The organism is Affinirhizobium helianthi (assembly GCF_042680945.1).
In the GTDB taxonomy this organism is placed as follows: Bacteria; Pseudomonadota; Alphaproteobacteria; order Rhizobiales; family Rhizobiaceae; genus Neorhizobium; species Neorhizobium helianthi.
The window spans coordinates 138084-153847 of the sequence record NZ_JBHUEQ010000006.1 but is presented as its reverse complement, the minus strand read 5'-3'; the positions used below and the strand labels follow the sequence as shown (position 1 = coordinate 153847).

At 58.1% G+C, this 15764-nt stretch carries 13 protein-coding genes; 11 read left to right on the top strand and 2 right to left on the bottom strand.

Going from position 1 to position 15764, the window contains the following annotated elements; all coding sequences use genetic code 11:
* Positions 1 to 99 precede the first annotated feature (99 nt).
* The 11 genes from ACFSE1_RS05795 (at position 100) to ACFSE1_RS05745 (ending at position 13834) form a co-directional block, all read left to right on the top strand.
* Entirely contained in the window at positions 100 to 885 is a 786-nt protein-coding gene (locus ACFSE1_RS05795; protein ID WP_377397733.1) for an ABC transporter permease, read from the top strand.
* Entirely contained in the window at positions 882 to 1826 is a 945-nt protein-coding gene (locus tag ACFSE1_RS05790; RefSeq protein ID WP_377397728.1) for an ABC transporter substrate-binding protein, read from the top strand. The genes ACFSE1_RS05795 and ACFSE1_RS05790 overlap by 4 nt, the downstream gene beginning before the upstream one ends.
* Entirely contained in the window at positions 1823 to 2569 is a 747-nt protein-coding gene (locus tag ACFSE1_RS05785) for a hydroxyethylthiazole kinase (RefSeq protein ID WP_377397725.1), read from the top strand. Before ACFSE1_RS05790 ends, ACFSE1_RS05785 begins: the two co-directional genes overlap by 4 nt.
* Positions 2556 to 3215, top strand: a complete 660-nt coding sequence (gene thiE, locus ACFSE1_RS05780; RefSeq protein WP_377397722.1) for a thiamine phosphate synthase — start codon at positions 2556 to 2558, stop codon at positions 3213 to 3215. Before ACFSE1_RS05785 ends, thiE begins: the two co-directional genes overlap by 14 nt.
* Entirely contained in the window at positions 3215 to 4015 is an 801-nt protein-coding gene (gene thiD / locus ACFSE1_RS05775) for a bifunctional hydroxymethylpyrimidine kinase/phosphomethylpyrimidine kinase (RefSeq protein ID WP_377397719.1), read from the top strand. Before thiE ends, thiD begins: the two co-directional genes overlap by 1 nt.
* A complete protein-coding gene (locus ACFSE1_RS05770) occupies positions 4000 to 5790 on the top strand; it encodes a TRAP transporter large permease (RefSeq protein ID WP_377397716.1) in 1791 nt (596 codons plus the stop codon). The genes thiD and ACFSE1_RS05770 overlap by 16 nt, the downstream gene beginning before the upstream one ends.
* 12 nt (positions 5791 to 5802) lie before the next feature.
* Positions 5803 to 6795: a TRAP transporter substrate-binding protein gene (locus ACFSE1_RS05765; RefSeq protein ID WP_377397713.1), complete on the top strand. Its 993-nt coding sequence runs from the start codon at positions 5803 to 5805 to the stop codon at positions 6793 to 6795.
* 162 nt (positions 6796 to 6957) lie between these two features.
* Entirely contained in the window at positions 6958 to 7533 is a 576-nt protein-coding gene (recX, locus tag ACFSE1_RS05760; protein ID WP_377397710.1) for a recombination regulator RecX, read from the top strand.
* A gap of 186 nt (positions 7534 to 7719) precedes the next feature.
* Positions 7720 to 10401, top strand: a complete 2682-nt coding sequence (locus tag ACFSE1_RS05755; RefSeq protein WP_377397707.1) for a DNA translocase FtsK — start codon at positions 7720 to 7722, stop codon at positions 10399 to 10401.
* Positions 10402 to 10622: 221 nt separating this feature from the next.
* On the top strand, positions 10623 to 13343 hold the full coding sequence (locus ACFSE1_RS05750; protein ID WP_377397704.1) for an ABC transporter transmembrane domain-containing protein: 2721 nt from the start codon (positions 10623 to 10625) through the stop codon (positions 13341 to 13343).
* A 41-nt stretch (positions 13344 to 13384) separates the two neighbouring features.
* The gene (locus ACFSE1_RS05745) at positions 13385 to 13834 is read left to right on the top strand and encodes a cyclic nucleotide-binding domain-containing protein (protein WP_377397701.1); all 450 of its coding nucleotides are present in this window, start codon (positions 13385 to 13387) and stop codon (positions 13832 to 13834) included.
* Positions 13835 to 13851: 17 nt separating this feature from the next.
* Here ACFSE1_RS05745 and ACFSE1_RS05740 read toward each other — a convergent pair whose 3' ends face one another.
* Positions 13852 to 14331: a class I SAM-dependent methyltransferase gene (locus ACFSE1_RS05740; protein ID WP_377397698.1), complete on the bottom strand. Its 480-nt coding sequence runs from the start codon at positions 14329 to 14331 to the stop codon at positions 13852 to 13854.
* Positions 14332 to 14365: 34 nt separating this feature from the next.
* The gene (locus ACFSE1_RS05735; protein ID WP_377397695.1) at positions 14366 to 15709 is read right to left on the bottom strand and encodes a nucleotide sugar dehydrogenase; all 1344 of its coding nucleotides are present in this window, start codon (positions 15707 to 15709) and stop codon (positions 14366 to 14368) included.
* Between the last annotated feature and the right edge of the window lie 55 nt (positions 15710 to 15764).

The following is a 15764-nucleotide window of genomic DNA, read 5'->3' as shown; positions in this document are numbered from 1 at the left end:
ATCGCCTGACCCGAATCCAAATTGGGCAGGAGTTTGCGTAGCGATGGCGCGTCCATCCACCATTGTCGACCACTTCCGGCTGATCGGTATGGCTATGCCATGACCCTTCGGCAGGCAGCGCTTTCCCTGACTGTTCTCCTGGTCTTCTGGCAGGCGATTGCGACATTGGTTGCGCCGCCCCGCTATCTGCTGCCTGCGCCATCCGCTGTGCTTGAGGTTTTTTGGCACCAGCCGGGTTTTCTGGTTCAACACACACTGTTGACTGGCTGCGAAATTCTGTTGGGCCTGCTTGCCGGATCGGCGCTGGGGGCAGTAACGGCGCTCGGCGTTGCGGCTTTTCCCAGAACAGGGCTGATGCTCTGGCCGCTGGTTCTGGTATTGCAGGCTTTCCCGGTCTTCGTGCTCGCGCCCTTGCTAGTGATCTGGTTCGGCTTTGGCATGGCGTCCAAGGTGGCGATGACGATCATCATCATTTTCTTCCCCGTCGCCTCCGCCTTTCACGATGGCCTGCGCCGAACGGATCGGGCCATGCTGGATGCGGCGGCCCTGACGCAGGCAAGCCATTGGCAAACATTGTGGCATCTACGAGTGCCCCTCGCTCTGCCCGCCCTCATCTCCGGCTTGCGCATCGCCGCGCCGCTCGCTCCACTGGGCGCGGTTGTCGGCGAATGGGTTGGGGCCTCCGGCGGTCTTGGCTTTGTGATGATGCAGGCCAATGCGCGGCTTCAAACCGATGTCATGTTCGCCGCGATGGCCATCCTCGCTCTTTTCACCGTGCTGCTCCGCTTGGTCACGGACCGGCTGACAGCCAATCTCGTCCCTTGGGCGCGCGAGGATGTCTCTCCTCTCCGCGCAGCAACGCTCCCATCAGGAAAGCTTCCATGAAAGCCAGATTCCTCGCCCTGCTCAGTGCGATCTTTTTTCTGTTCAACTCCGGCAGCTCTCTGGCTGCCGACAGGCTGAACGTGTTGCTGGAATGGTTCGTCAATCCCGACCACGCGCCATTGGTCGTGGCCCAACAGAAGGGATATTTCAGTGAGGCGGGCCTTGAGGTAACCCTCATTCCGCCATCCGACCCCTCTGCAGTTCCGCGGCTTGTGGCAACGGGACAGGCGGATGTGGGCATTCATTATCAGCCCAATCTCTATCTGGATCATGCCGCGGGGCTTCAGCTTGTCCGCTTCGGGACGCTGGTGGAGACGCCGCTGAACACTGTCACGGTTCTGGCGGATGGTCCCATCAAGAGCCTCAAGGATCTGAAGGGAAAGAAGATCGGCTTCTCGGTCTCCGGTTTCGAGGATGCCATGTTGAAGCGCATGCTGGAAAGGGAAGGCATTTCCCTTTCAGATGTCGAGCTGGTGAATGTGAATTTCTCGCTTTCACCATCGCTGATCGCCGGGAAAGTCGATGCAACGATCGGCGGTTTCCGCAATTTCGAAATGACCCAACTGCGCCTCGAAGGCCAGGAAGGCCGGGCCTTTTTCCCGGAAGAGCACGGTGTGCCGATCTATGATGAACTGGTTTTCGTGACCCGCAAGGATCTGGTTTCCGATTCTCGCCTGCCGCGCTTTCTTCGTGCCGTGGAAAAGGCATCGGTCTATCTCACCAATCATCCGGAAGAGGCGCTGCAGCTTTTCCTGAAAGCCTATCCGGACCTCGATAACGAACTGAACCGCAAGGCATTCACCGATACATTGCCGCGCTTTGCCAAGCGGCCCGCCGCGCTTGATACCGCGCGTTACCAACGCTTCGGAAGTTTCATGGCAGACAGCGGCCTTGTCGCGAAGGCGCCTGAGGTCAGCGAACTGGCTGTGGAGCTGAAATGACCGTGAGCAGATCCTTGCCGACCTCTCATCATGCGGCAGATCTTCTGGCGAAGGTCCGCGCCCGGCGCCCTCGTGTTCACTGCCTGATGAATACGGTGGTTCAGAAGTTCACGGCCGATGGTATCACCGTGGTAGGTGGCATTCCTTCCATGACCTCATCGCGCGATGAAATCGCCGATTTCGTGGCCAAGGCGGATGCTCTGACAATCAATCTCGGTACATTGGATGCGGAACGCCGTGCCGTCATCCGCATTGCTGTTGAAATTGCCAATGCCGCCGCAAAGCCATGGATCGTTGATCCCGTTCATTGCGATTATTCGCGCGGGCGCCTGGAATTCGCTCGGGAGCTGATCGCGCTCGGCCCGACCATCGTTCGTGGCAATGCAGCGGAGATGGCGCTGATAACAGATACGCGCGCGAGCTTGCGAATTCAGACGGGGCCGGTGGATTTGCTCTCGGATGGGCAACGCGCTGTCAGCATCCAGAATGGGCATGGCTGGATGGCACAGGTCACCGGAACGGGCTGCCTTTCTGGCGGCGTCATCGCGGCCTTCATGGCTGTGGAGAAAGATGCGCTTCTGGCCGCAGCCTCTGCCTTGGCGGTGACGGGTTGCTCCGCCGAAATGGCAGCGCAAGAGGCGAAGGGGCCGGGAAGTTTCGAGCCCGCCTTTCTCGATGCCCTGGCGAATATCACGACGGAAAACATTCGGGAGAGGGCGAGGATCAGTCATGAGAGTTGTTGATTATCGGCTGAACGCCATTGTGGATGCGTCGCTGCTGGATGTTGCGCCACTGGCCGAACTGGCTGCCTGCGCGGCGCGCACCGGTGCCACCCTCATTCAGTATCGGGATAAGACAGCATCGACCCGGCTGATGGTTGAACGGGCAGTGTCGATTGGCCGAGCGATTGCCGGGACAGGTGTGCCTTTCGTGATCAATGACCGGGTCGATGTTGCGCTTGCTGCGAATGCTGATGGCGTGCATCTGGGTGCGGAGGATATGGAGCCTGAAACGGCGAGGCATATTCTCGGTGCCGACGCCATCATCGGCGTGACAGTCAAGTCATTGCCTGATGCCGACAGGGCAGGCCGGGCGCCCGTCAACTATGCCTGCATTGGTGGCGTCTTTGAAACCTTGTCGAAGGTCAATCCTGATCCACCCGTTGGGATCGAGGGCTTCCGCGCTTTGCGTCGCCGCATTTACCAGCTGAATCCCCGGCTGCCCGTCGGTGCCATTGCTGGCATTACCGAGGACAGGATCAACAATGTCATTGCGTCGGGTGCGGATGGCGTTGCCGCGATTTCCGCTCTCTTTCGGATGCCGGATGCCGCCGCTGCCGTATCCGCCTTTCGCAAGCGTATCGATGAAAGCCTGAGGGAGAGTGTGTGATGACAGCGATTGCACTCACTGTGGCTGGTTCCGATAGCGGAGGCGGCGCGGGCATTCAGGCCGACCTGAAGACGTTCTCTGCGCTCGGCGTTTATGGCGCAAGCGTCATCACGGCTGTAACAGCGCAAAACACCCGCGGCGTCATAGCCGTTGAGGATATTTCAGCGGCAGTCATCGCGGCGCAGATGCAGGCAGTCTTCTCTGATCTGAAGGTAAATGCCCTGAAGATCGGCATGGTTTCGCGCATCGAGACGATCAAGACAATCGCCGACGAGCTATCGGCCTTCGGTGGTCCGATCGTGGTGGACCCGGTCATGGTTGCGACATCCGGAGACCGACTGCTGCGGGAGGATGCCATAGACGCTCTCAAGACAAGTCTGCTTCCGAAGGCTCATGTTGTGACGCCCAATCTGCCGGAAGCCGCCTTGCTGACTGGTCTTCCCATTGCCGGATCTGCCGAAGATATGCGGGAACAGGCACAGCGGATACTGGCGCTTGGTCCGCAGGCTGTCCTGATCAAGGGCGGTCATGGCGACACCACCGACAGTGTCGATTACCTTGTGACGTCCGATAACGTGCTTGTGCTTAGCGCGCAGAGGATCGCGACCAGGAATGATCATGGTACTGGCTGTACTCTGGCTGCGGCCATCACGGCAGGTCTGGCACAAGGCTTGACGCTGGTTGAGGCGGCAACAAAAGCGAAAACCTATCTGCACCAGGCACTGAACGCCGGTCGCAGTTTACAGGTCGGTGAGGGCCGGGGGCCTGTACATCACTTCCATCAATGGTGGCCCGCTTGATTGAACGCTTCAGGACGGGTGTGGAACAGGCCGTTGGAGCAGTGCTGGCCGCGTTGCTGGGGCTTCTGCTCTGTCTTGTTCTCGCCAATGTCGTAGCGCGATATGTGTTTCATGCGGGCTTCATCGGTCAGGAGGAGCTGGGCATATGGCTGCATCTTGCGCTGATATCGCTCAGCCTGCCGCTCGCTTTTCGCGGGCCTCTGGCGATGCGTTTCGATGTTTTGAACCGGCTCTTGCCGGAGCAGGCGCGGTTGTGCGCCGAAGTCTTAGCTGACGGCATTTCCACAATCGCAGCGCTGGTGCTGTTGAGCGGTGCGGTTGGCACGATTGCATCCATCGGCGGCATGTCTCCGACGCTTGGCCTGCCGGAGTGGATCCGTTTTGCGTTTGTCGCGGTCGGTGCGATTCTTCTGCTCCTCATGCTGATCCTTGATCGCCTGGCGGAGAAGAAGCACCTGCGGCTTGCTGTTTCCCTGATCCTCGCATCATTTTTCTATTGGGGCAGTCGGTCTGTGCAGTTCGAAACCGAATGGTCGCCAAGCATCTATATGGCAGTGCTGGCCGGGGTCGGGCTTCTCTCCGGGGCGCCACTAGCGCATGCCTTTCTGGCTGCAGCCTGTCTTGCTATGTCGTTCAGGAGCAGCCTGACGGAGCCGGCGCTTGTTTCTTCAACCGTCAACGGCATGTCTCGCTTTCTGTTGCTTGCCATACCCTTCTTCCTTCTCGCCGGATCCCTGTTGACCCTGTCGGGTGCGGCGGAGCGGCTGGTGACATTTGCGGCTTCGCTTGTCGGGCACCGTCGCGGCGGCTTGGCACAGACTGTTCTTCTGACCAGTGTGATCTTTTCAGGCGCATCCGGTTCTTCTGTCGCAAATGCGGCCTTCGGGGCATCAACCTTTCAGCCGCAACTGGTGAGAAACGGATATCCACCTGCTCAGGCGGGCGCGATCATCGCCGCATCCTCGGTGCTGGATAATGTCATTCCGCCATCCATCGCCTTCCTGCTACTGGCTGCAGCAACCAATATTTCTGTCGGGTCTTTGCTGGCGGGTGGTTTCGTCGCGGGTGCCTTGATGGCGCTTTGCCTTGCCGTGGCCATTCGGCTTTCGGTGAAAGGCGGTGCATCCCGTAAGGTGGCGTCGGTACGGGAGCGGTGGAGAGCAGCACATGCCGCGATCCCGGCCTTTGGCCTGGGGATCATCGTCGTGTTCGGCATCCGCTTTGGTATTGTCACCCCAACGGAAGCAGCAGCGCTTGCTGCTGGCTTCACGTTCCTGCTCGCACTTGCTGGAAAACGGCGAGGGGCGGAGATTTTCTCCAGCCTTCGCCAATCCGCGCTCGAAGCGGGAGCCATTGGCATTTTGATTGGGTCGGCGGCCCCTTTTGCCTTCCTCCTGGCTGTCGATGGTGTCTCTGAGCAGCTGACTGGGCTTGTCCATGCCTTCGGAAGCAGCCCCTGGACTGTGCTGCTGGTGGCGAACCTGATCCTGCTGGTCGCGGGGCTGATCCTGGATATTGGTGCCGCTATTCTCTTGCTTGGCCCCATTCTCCTTCCTGCCGCTGCGGCGGCTGGCATTGACCCAATCCACTTTGGCGTCATCCTGGTGGTCAACCTGATGATCCACGGACTAACACCGCCACTTGGCATTCTGATCTATGTGGTCTCCGGGGTGACCGCCATCCCGCCTGCTGATTTGTTTCGCGCTGCTCTGCCCTATCTGGCGGCGCTTCTTGTCGCCCTTGTGCTGCTGTGTGCAGGAACGCTTTTGTTCTGAAAGGTGAAGTTCATGATCTCTGCCAATCGCCGTGCCTTCCTGAAGGTAGCCGCTGGCGCATCGCTTGCACTGCCCTCCCTGCTCGGTTCTGCCCATGCCCGTGCCACACAGGTAACGGTTGCCTCTCTGCTGGGCGAGGATAAGCCCGAAACAAAAATCTGGCGGCACATTCAGGAGCAGGTTGAGGCACAACTGCCGGGTCGTTTCCGGTTCAACATTGTTACGAACGGTGCTCTGGGCGGTGAAAAGCAGGTGGCTGAAGCCAGCCGATTGGGGGCTGTGCAGGCGAGCCTCTCCACCGTTTCGGCACTTTCGGGCTGGGTGCCGGAACTGCAGCTGCTTGATCTGCCGTTTCTGTTTCGAGATGCTGAACATCTGCGCCGTGTTGTGAGCGGTGATACAGGTATAAGCTTGCAGGAGAAGCTGCGGGTGCAGAGTTTCGTTGCTTCCGGTTTCATCGATTACGGTGCGCGCCATCTGCTGACGAAGGAGCCAGTCACAACGCCGCAAGACATTCGGGGCAAGCGAATTCGCGTCATTCAAAGCCCTCTACACACCAAGCTTTGGAGCGCTTATGGTGCGGCCCCTGTGGGTATTCCGATCACCGAAACATATAACGCCCTTTCTACAGGCGTTGCCGATGCGATGGATCTGACCAAATCGGCCTATACGGGTTTCAAGCTCTACGAGGTCGTTCCCTGCATGACCGAGACGGCCCATATTCGTGCCTCTGGCGTCGTCTATTTTTCAGCTCTTTTCTGGAACAGTCTGGGCGAGGAAGAGCGGGGTGTCCTATCGGCAGCGGCGCAATCCGGCGCACGCTACTTCAATCAGTTGGTCCACGAGGATGAAGTCCGCTCTGTGGAAGTGGCCCGGCAGAACGGCGGGCAGCTCCTGCAACCTCTGGACATGGATACCTGGCGAGAAGGCGCAACATCTGTTTGGCAGGATTTTGCAGCAATCGTTGGCGGAATGGACAAGATTCACGCCGTCGTTGAGGCGTAAGGCTTGAACCCTCCTGCCGGTGCTTTTGCATCGCGTTTGGAAAGCGCATAAGCTTCAAGCGAAACCGTGTGCTGCGGTTTTGCAAAACGAACGGTGTCAAAACATGGGCTTAAAGCGTGACGAGCGAATTTGCAAACTCGCGAAACGCATTGGCAAATCGCAATGGCAGAAGATACTGAGTTTTCCGAAACCAACGGGGATGCATCGGCGGTGCCGACGGCTCGGATGTTGGCATGGGCGAAGAATTCTGCTGCCTACAGGCTGTCAAAGCGCATGATGACAGAAAAACAACTGGCGGAGGCCATCAGCCGCAAGGCGCGTCAGAAGTTCGAGGACATCACCGATGAGCAGGTGACGGCGCTCGTGCGTACGGCCGTGCAATTCGGTTATGATGTGAAAGCATTGGACGATACAACCTACGCCCAGGTTCGTACCCGCTCATCTCAACGTGTCGGCAAGTCCAGGAAGGCCATCCGCCAGACACTGGTTCAGAAGGGCGTGGCGAGAGAGATTGCCGATGAGGCGGTCAGCGACGCGGACGACCTGCGGGCAGCGGTCATCTACGCGCGGCGGCGTGCCTTCGGTCCGTTCCGCAAGGTTGGCGTGGATGAAAGGCAGAAGGCAAAGGAGCTGTCTGCCTTTGCGCGTCAGGGCTTTTCCTATGAAATCGGCAACCGCATTTTTGCGATGGATCGCGATGAGGCAGATGAGCTGCTTCTGGATGGCCCGATGTTCTGATCGATCGATCTGGTACCCGCAGGAAGATTTATTTCTGCTTTTTATTACAGATATTTAGTGTGATTTTCCTTGAATTTTAAGGGCTTTTTCTGGCGCTTTCGGTGCGAGCGGAAATGCCTCTCTAAAGGAGCCATTAACCTTTATTTTTTATTACATGCAGGTGCCATTTTGTATGCGGTCGGTATCATGCAGTTTAATAGAACCAACTATTCCAATCCCTCCCAGGACGAAGCATCGCCGGATCAGGATCCGCGCGAGCAGTTCTCGCGGGAAGCGCCGATGACGCCAGCCGTGGATCCCAACCAGGTTAATGTTGCGCAGGCGCCTTGGCAGGCGGCCTTTAGACTGGCGCCCAATGTGCGCTTTACCCGCACACCAGAAAGCGCATTGGCAAAGCCGAAGCTGCGCGCCGAGGTTAGTCCTGTTGCGCCGGAAGAACGTATGCCAGCGGCAGAGAGCCGGCTTGTGGAGCCGCTTGATGTAAATTCCCAGCATCAATATCGCGGGGAAAGCCTTGCCCCCGAATTGCTGGTCGATGCATTGCAAAATGCAGCGCAGGCCATGCAGCATCCCGTGGCGCCCTCGGCGCCGAAGGTGAAGCCGCAACCGTCACCCCGCGCGCTGATCGTGAAGCGCGCCCGTCCGAACTACAACCCGGCTGAGGAAGCCGTTGCGGTCGCGCCGCAATCCGCGCCTGAACAGGTTCAGGCCGCGCCCGCTAATGCGGTGATCTCGACGGAAACCCTGTCGGTTGCGCCTGAAAGCGTCTCGCCATGGCTGTCTGACTTCGCCTTCTTTGAAGGGGGCTTCGATGGCAGTTTCGTGCTGCCGCAAGCGCCGCAGACGGAACCAGTCGTGCCACAGCAGATGCAGCCGGTGGCGGCGGCGCAGAGGCCTGTTCCGCAGGGTTTCCCGGGGCGGCGTCCGACCGAAATCGTTCGCCAGCCGCTGCCTTCCTTGCGCGATTCGGTTGTATCGCTTTATCGCGAGGTTCGCCGCGCAGAGCGACCCGCACCTGTTCAGCAGGAAATCGAAGAACCGAGGAGCGAAGCGCAGGCTGCGGTTCGCCCGGTATCTGCCCATCAAATTACGCCTGTCGGCGGAATCCCGCCCTTCATGCTGTCGCAGCCCTGGGCGCCGGCGCTTTCGCCGCAGAGCGAGCCGGCTGTCGAGACCGTAGCATCGACCCCTGTTGCGGAGTTGCACGAAACTTCGCCTGAGTTTCCTGTTGCAGCCGCAGCGCCGGTACGCAACATCGTCTCGATCAGCCCGCGTGCGCAGATTGGTCTGCCTGGCCTCGGGGATATCAGAACCGTCCGGCCAAGCGATGAAACCTATGAGTTTCCGCCAATCTCGCTACTGCAAGAACCCTACGGCCAACAGACCGAGGCCATGCAGCCGGATACGCTGCAACAGAGTGCTGGTCTGCTGGAAAGCATTCTGGAAGATTTTGGCGTCAAGGGCGAGATCATCGACGTTCGGCCCGGCCCCGTTGTGACGCTCTATGAATTCGAACCTGCACCGGGTGTGAAGTCGTCCCGCGTCATTGGCCTCGCGGATGATATTGCACGCTCCATGTCAGCGCTTTCAGCACGTGTCGCCGTGGTACCAGGCCGTAATGTCATCGGTATTGAACTGCCGAATGCCGTACGCGAAATGGTATTTTTCCGCGAGCTTATCGAGTGTGAAGACTACTGGGAAACCAAGCATCGCTTGCCGCTTTGCCTCGGCAAGACCATCGGTGGAGAGCCGGTGATTGCGGAACTGGCGAAGATGCCCCACCTTCTGGTAGCGGGCACCACGGGTTCCGGCAAGTCCGTCGCCATCAACACCATGATCCTGTCATTGCTCTATCGGCTGCGCCCGGAAGAGTGCCGCCTGATCATGATCGACCCGAAAATGCTGGAACTGTCGGTCTATGACGGGATTCCACACCTGCTTACACCGGTGGTGACGGATCCGAAAAAGGCTGTGCTTGCTCTGAAATGGGCCGTGCGGGAGATGGAGGATCGTTACCGCAAGATGTCGCGGCTTGGCGTGCGCAACATCGATGGCTACAACACCCGTGCGGCACAGGCCCGGGAAAAGGGCGAGACCATCACCGTGAGCGTTCAGACAGGCTTTGACCGCAATTCCGGCGAGATCGTTTACGAGGATCAGGAGCTTGATCTGTCGCCGATGCCATACATTGTCGTTGTCGTGGATGAGATGGCCGACCTGATGATGGTGGCCGGTAAGGAGATTGAAGGCGCTATCCAGCGGCTGGCGCAGATGGCGCGTGCTGCGGGTATTCACCTCATCATGGCAACCCAGCGTCCTTCCGTCGATGTCATCACCGGAACGATCAAGGCCAACTTCCCGACGCGTATTTCCTTCCAGGTCACCTCCAAGATCGACAGTCGCACCATTCTGGGCGAGCAGGGTGCAGAGCATCTCCTCGGTCAGGGTGACATGCTGCACATGGCGGGCGGCGGGCGCATCATGCGTGTTCATGGTCCTTTCGTGTCGGATGCCGAGGTCGAGCATGTCGTCACGCATCTGAAGGCACAGGGGCGACCAGACTATCTGGGCACTGTGACGGAAGATGAAAACGAACTGGAAGACGAGGCTGAGGAAGATTCGGCTGTTTTCGACCGCAGCGGAATGGGTGCGGAAGACGGTGACGATCTCTATGAGAAGGCTGTGAAGGTGGTGATGAAGGATCGCAAATGCTCCACGTCCTACATCCAGCGCCGTCTGTCCATTGGCTATAATCGTGCTGCATCCTTGGTGGAACGCATGGAGCAGGAAGGCCTCGTCGGCCCGGCGAACCATGTTGGAAAGCGGGAAATCATCGCCGGAAGAAGCGGCGCTGCTGCGGACGAATAATAGACTGCTCAGCGGACCGGTGTGCCAGATTGCCACCGGTCCCAGTCGGTTCTGCTTTATGAAGCGAAAGTAACACACCAGGCCAGAGTTCGCCTGTCCGGGGGGATAACTGCGCTCATCTTTCGTTGGTGCTCGGCGGCGGAACCTATATATGTCATCCGTTGAAACAACTTCCGCGACTCGGGTCTGGCGGAACCATTGATCACAATGACACGCCGCTGATGGAACGCAACCTACTTCGCTATATATGGAAGCATACACGGCGCCAGCAGGTGTTTGTCCTGGCCATCGTACTTCTGTCCATGATCCCGTATTTTGCGGCCTTCGATCTACCCAAGCAGATCATCAACGGTCCAATACAGGGGAGCGGGTTCGAGACTCCGGATTCCACCCAGGTCTTCGGCGCGTTTGAACTGTCCATACCTTTCACTGAGCTGACTTACCGTTTTCCCGGCATAGAACTCGACCGAATGTCCATGCTGATGGCGCTGAGTGGCGTGTTCCTGCTTCTGGTCGTCATCAACGGTCTCTTCAAATTCTATATCAATACCTACAAGGGAAGGCTCGGCGAGAGGCTTCTGCGCCGCATAAGGTTCGAACTGGTCGATCGCGTTCTGAGATTTCCCCCCAGTGCCTTGAAACAGGCGCATGGTGCGGAAGTCTCTACCATGGTGAAGGATGAAGTAGAGCCTTTCGGCGGTTTTACCGGGGATGCATTCGTTCAACCGGTCATGTTGGGCGGTCAGGCGGCCGCGGCGCTTTTCTTCATTTTCCTGCAAAGCCTGTGGCTCGGACTCATAGCTTTCGCCATGGTTGCCATCCAGGTGGGCATCATCCCGAAAATGCGGCGGCGCCTGATCGATCTGGGCCGCCAGCGACAGATTACGGCCCGCCATCTCGCGGGCAAGGTCGGGGAGATCGTCGATGGCATTGATACGATTCATGCCTACGACACCAGCAATTACGAACGCGCCGACATCGCCCGCAGATTGGGCCACATCTACAAGATCCGTTACGAACTCTATCAATGGAAGTTTCTCGTCAAGTTCGTGAACAACTTCCTGTCACAGCTCACACCGTTTCTCTTCTATTCGATTGGCGGATATTTCGCGCTGAGGGGTTCACTCGATGTCGGGCAGCTCGTCGCGGTCATCAACGCCTACAAGGATTTGCCCGGTCCCTTGAAGGAGCTGATCGATTGGGATCAGTCACGTCAAGATGTGCAGGTGAAGTATGAGCAGGTCCTGGAGCAGTTTGAACCCGGGCAATTGGTCGATCCCGCCCTTCACCAGCTTAACCCGGTAATGCCTTCCTATACTGCCGAAGCCGTTGTGGCACATAACCTCACGGTGGCTGACGGCAGTGGCGCGCGCACACTGGACAATGTGAGTCTGAAAGTTGAGCGCGGCGAGACCGTGGCGCTTATCGATAATTCCGGCAACGGCGCAGAGAGCCTTGCCGAGGCTTTGGCGCGTATCGTCTGGCCGGTCGCCGGGCGTGTGAGCCTCGGCGAGACGGACCTGCTTGAATTGCCGGAAGCGATTTCCGGCAGGCGCATTACCTATGCCTCTGCCGACGGCTATTTTTTCCATGGCAGTTTGAAGGATAATCTGCTCTACGGCCTGAAACACGCGCCGACAACGACTGTCAGCTATTCCGGCGAGGATGCCAGTACCCGGCGATGGGAGGTTCGAGAAGCGGAGCTTGCTGGGAACTGCTCCTATGATCTGAACGCTGACTGGATCGACCGTCGCTCGACCTCGGTGCTGAGAGGGTTCGATGATGATCTCAAGCAATCTCTCTTGCGTGCGCTCGATGCGGTGCAACTGACATCGGATGTAATGGAACTGGCACTGCATTCCTATCTGGATCCCGAAGAGAATCCCGGCATGGCAGAGCGCGTGGTGGAGATGCGTCATGCTCTGCGCGAGGCTCTGCACGCTGAGGGGGCAGCCCACATCGTCGCGCATTTCGATCCGTCGGCCTATAATGTCGAGGCGACCGTGGCAGAAAACCTGCTTTTCGCGGCCACTCGCATGTCGGGTGCAACTGGCCGCGACGTGACCGATAGCGAGTATCTTTTCGAGGTTCTGGAAGTTACGAAGCTCTTCGACATGCTGTACGGCATGGGCTTGAAGATTGCCGAAGACATTGTTGAAATCTTCGCAGACCTGCCACCTGAGCACCCGTTCTTTCAGCAGCTGGAGCGGATCACCGCAGAAGACATCGCTCAGTATCAGCAGCTTCTTCAGCGCTTGCAGGTCAGAGGAGATGCCGGTCTATCCGAGGAAGAGGCACGCTCCATCGTTCGCCTCAGTCTGCATTATATAGAGCCACGTTTCCGCTTTGGTGTTCTCACGCAGGAAATCATGGATGCGGTTGTCGCAGCGCGGGACAGTTTCTATTCCCATCTTCCGGCCGAGCTGCAGGACCGGGTGGAACGCTACGATCCGCATCGCTACATGGCTGCGGCAACGCTGCGCGAAAACGTGTTGTTCGGCAAACTTTCGCACCGTGTGGCAGATGCCCCGGCCAGAATTCGCAAGATTGCCGGCGAAATCATGCGTGAGAAGGGACTTTTTGAGAGTTTCTTAGGCCTTGGTCTCAGTTTCGAGGTGGGGACAGGTGGCCGGCGTCTTACTCTTACGCAGCGACATAAACTTAGCCTTGCGAGAGCTCTGGTACGACGCTCGGATTTTTACGTTTTCAACCGTCCGCTTCCGGGGCTTGATCGGCGTGTGCAGGAGGAGATCGTTAAGGCTGTCCTCGATTTTCTGAGGGAACAGGACAATGATCCCGCAATTATGTGGGTTCTTTCGAACACTTCGCTGTCACGATTGTTTCATCGAGTGGTCGTATTTGACCGCGGCAAGGTCGTGGAAGATGGCACATTTGAAACCCTCGACCGAGAGAGTGGAATATTCAAATCGCTGGTTGCTTGAGGGGTGACCCTGGCTGGCGGTGAACGGGAGTGATCGGCGCCATGTTGCTGAAGGAAGAAGTGGAACTGCTGCGGAAAGTGCCCTACTTCAACCGCGTGGAACCGTGTAAGCTGAAACTCCTCGCCTTTGCATCTCAACGCGTAAGCTATCAGCCCGGCGAGTGTCTCTTCCGTGAGGGCGAAGCCTCGGATGCCGCGTATGTGGTGCTCGACGGTTCGGTCGAGCTTGCTCCCCTTCCGGCCGACGCAGAGGCTGGCTGCGTGGGCGTAAGCGGAATGCTTGGCGAAATGTGCCTTCTTTCCGATCAGCCCCGCAGATCGACTGCCATCGCCCGAACGCCCGTCGAGGTGTTGAAGATCGGCCGGGATTGTCTCTTGAAGCTGGTATCCGACAATCCGCGCATGAGTTTCGAAATCAGCCGCGTGCTTGCGCAGTCGCTGAGGGACCGGTTCAGTGAAGGGGCAAGCCCTCTGCGGTTCTCCGCGAGATAAACGAGTAGGCCGGCGCTCTATAGTCGGCGGTAGTGAAAGTAGCGCCCCTCGGCAACCGTGGGCAGGCGGGGCAGTTCTTCAAGGTGCGGATGTTCCAGCGGCAGGCCACTGACCGCCACTCCGCCAGTTGTCAGCATTCCCGCCACCATTTGCGGCAGCCATGTCATTGTAATGGCGTCCTTGTCGTCGTAACCTGTGCCGATATCTGCATGAACCAGAGCCGCACCGGCACCGATAAAGGCCTGTCCGCTCTCACGAATCTCTCCTTCCACGAAATCCTGAGGATCAGGCGTTGCGGAGTTGTGCGAAGCGAGCTTGCGGTCAAATGCAATAACGCGGCGGTTCGGAAAATTTTCTCGCAAATGGCTGAATGTGCGACCATTGCCAAGGCCGATTTCGAAGATCGGGCCCTCTGGAATGGCCAGATCATCACGTACATGATTCAGCAGGTCGCGTTGCGCACTCATGCGGTTGATGAAGCTGTCCAGTCTGCTCAAGCTAGGTTCCCTTCCAATGTCGCGATGTCTGGTCTCATGCCTTGACGATGTTGTCGAATGCCAGGCTTCGCCGGGCATAGACATTGCGGGTATCGACGACCAGCGGAACGTGTGTGGCGAGCCGCGCATAGTCCACCCCATCATGATCGGTTGCGATGACCGCCGCATCGAAACCTGCAAGGTTATCGGCTTCAGCCTGAACCGAGCGACGCCCCTTGAGATGGCCGTATTCACGTGTTCGCGGCACCTCGTCGAGGAAGGGATCGTGATATTCGACCTCAGCGCCTCGCTCGATCAGGAGTTCCATCAGACGAAGCGATGGGCTTTCGCGTATATCCGGCACGTTCTTCTTATAGGCCAGGCCCATGATCAAAATACGGGAACGACTAAGCGCCTTGCCCAAACGACGATCCAGAGCTTCCGCCAGCTTTTCGATAACATATCGAGGCATGGAGGTGTTGATTTCGCCGGCCAGCTCGATGAAGCGTGTAGGCTGTTCGAATTCCCGCGACTTCCAGGTGAGGTAGAATGGATCAATGGGAATGCAGTGACCACCAAGACCGGGGCCCGGATAGAAAGGCATATAGCCGAATGGCTTTGTCTTGGCCGCTTCGATGACATCCCAAACGTCAATGCCCATGGCGTCGTAGACAAGCTTCAGTTCGTTTACAAGCGCTATATTGACAGCCCGGAATATGTTCTCGGTGAGTTTCACGGCCTCAGCCGTGCGAACGCTGGCCACCGGCACGATGGTTTCCACCACCGACCCGTAAAAAGCCCGCATCATCGCGCTTGCCAGTTCGCCATCTCCAGCCACGACCTTGGGAATCGTCGAGGTGTTGAATTCACGATTGCCTGGGTCTTCGCGCTCCGGAGAATAGCCGAGATAGAAATCCTGACCTGCCCTCAGGCCAGCCCCTTCGAGGATAGGCCGCATAACCTCCTCCGTCGTGCCGGGATAGGTTGTCGATTCCAACACGATCAACTGGCCCTGACGGAGTGTTTTTGCGATCTCACGACAGGTGTTTTCCACGTAGGAAAGATCGGGATCCCGATAGCGTGTCAAAGGTGTCGGAACGCAGATGGCTATGACATCGCATTCTTTCAGGCGCGTAAAATCGGTTGTTGCGCAAAATCTGCCGCTTCCCGTTTCCTCGGCCAGCACGTCATCCGTGACGGCTTCGATATAGCTCTTCCCTTTATCGATCCGGACGATTTTTTCCGTATCGATATCGAAGCCCAGTGTGTGGAACCCCGCCCGCGAGATGCTCATGGCCAGTGGCAAGCCTACATAGCCGAGACCGATCACGCCGGCCTTGATCTGCTTGTCGCGAATGGCCGCAACAAGCGGATGATTGTCTTCCGGTTCGTGCTTCACACGGGTCTCCGCATTCTTCGTCTCATGTGCGATCAGTTGAGGTTCGAGAGCGCGT

What these genes read in the sequence shown, in the direction of transcription:
- ACFSE1_RS05790 (WP_377397728.1), top strand. Translation starts at nt 882, where the DNA reads ATGAAAGCCAGATTCCTCGCCCTGCTCAGTGCGATCTTTTTTCTGTTC.
- ACFSE1_RS05765 (WP_377397713.1), top strand. Translation starts at nt 5,803, where the DNA reads ATGATCTCTGCCAATCGCCGTGCCTTCCTGAAGGTAGCCGCTGGCGCA.
- ACFSE1_RS05755 (WP_377397707.1), top strand. Translation starts at nt 7,720, where the DNA reads ATGCAGTTTAATAGAACCAACTATTCCAATCCCTCCCAGGACGAAGCA.
- thiD (WP_377397719.1), top strand. Translation starts at nt 3,215, where the DNA reads ATGACAGCGATTGCACTCACTGTGGCTGGTTCCGATAGCGGAGGCGGC.
- ACFSE1_RS05795 (WP_377397733.1), top strand. Translation starts at nt 100, where the DNA reads ATGACCCTTCGGCAGGCAGCGCTTTCCCTGACTGTTCTCCTGGTCTTC.
- ACFSE1_RS05745 (WP_377397701.1), top strand. Translation starts at nt 13,385, where the DNA reads ATGTTGCTGAAGGAAGAAGTGGAACTGCTGCGGAAAGTGCCCTACTTC.
- ACFSE1_RS05770 (WP_377397716.1), top strand. Translation starts at nt 4,000, where the DNA reads ATGGTGGCCCGCTTGATTGAACGCTTCAGGACGGGTGTGGAACAGGCC.
- ACFSE1_RS05785 (WP_377397725.1), top strand. Translation starts at nt 1,823, where the DNA reads ATGACCGTGAGCAGATCCTTGCCGACCTCTCATCATGCGGCAGATCTT.
- thiE (WP_377397722.1), top strand. Translation starts at nt 2,556, where the DNA reads ATGAGAGTTGTTGATTATCGGCTGAACGCCATTGTGGATGCGTCGCTG.
- recX (WP_377397710.1), top strand. Translation starts at nt 6,958, where the DNA reads ATGGCAGAAGATACTGAGTTTTCCGAAACCAACGGGGATGCATCGGCG.
- ACFSE1_RS05750 (WP_377397704.1), top strand. Translation starts at nt 10,623, where the DNA reads ATGGAACGCAACCTACTTCGCTATATATGGAAGCATACACGGCGCCAG.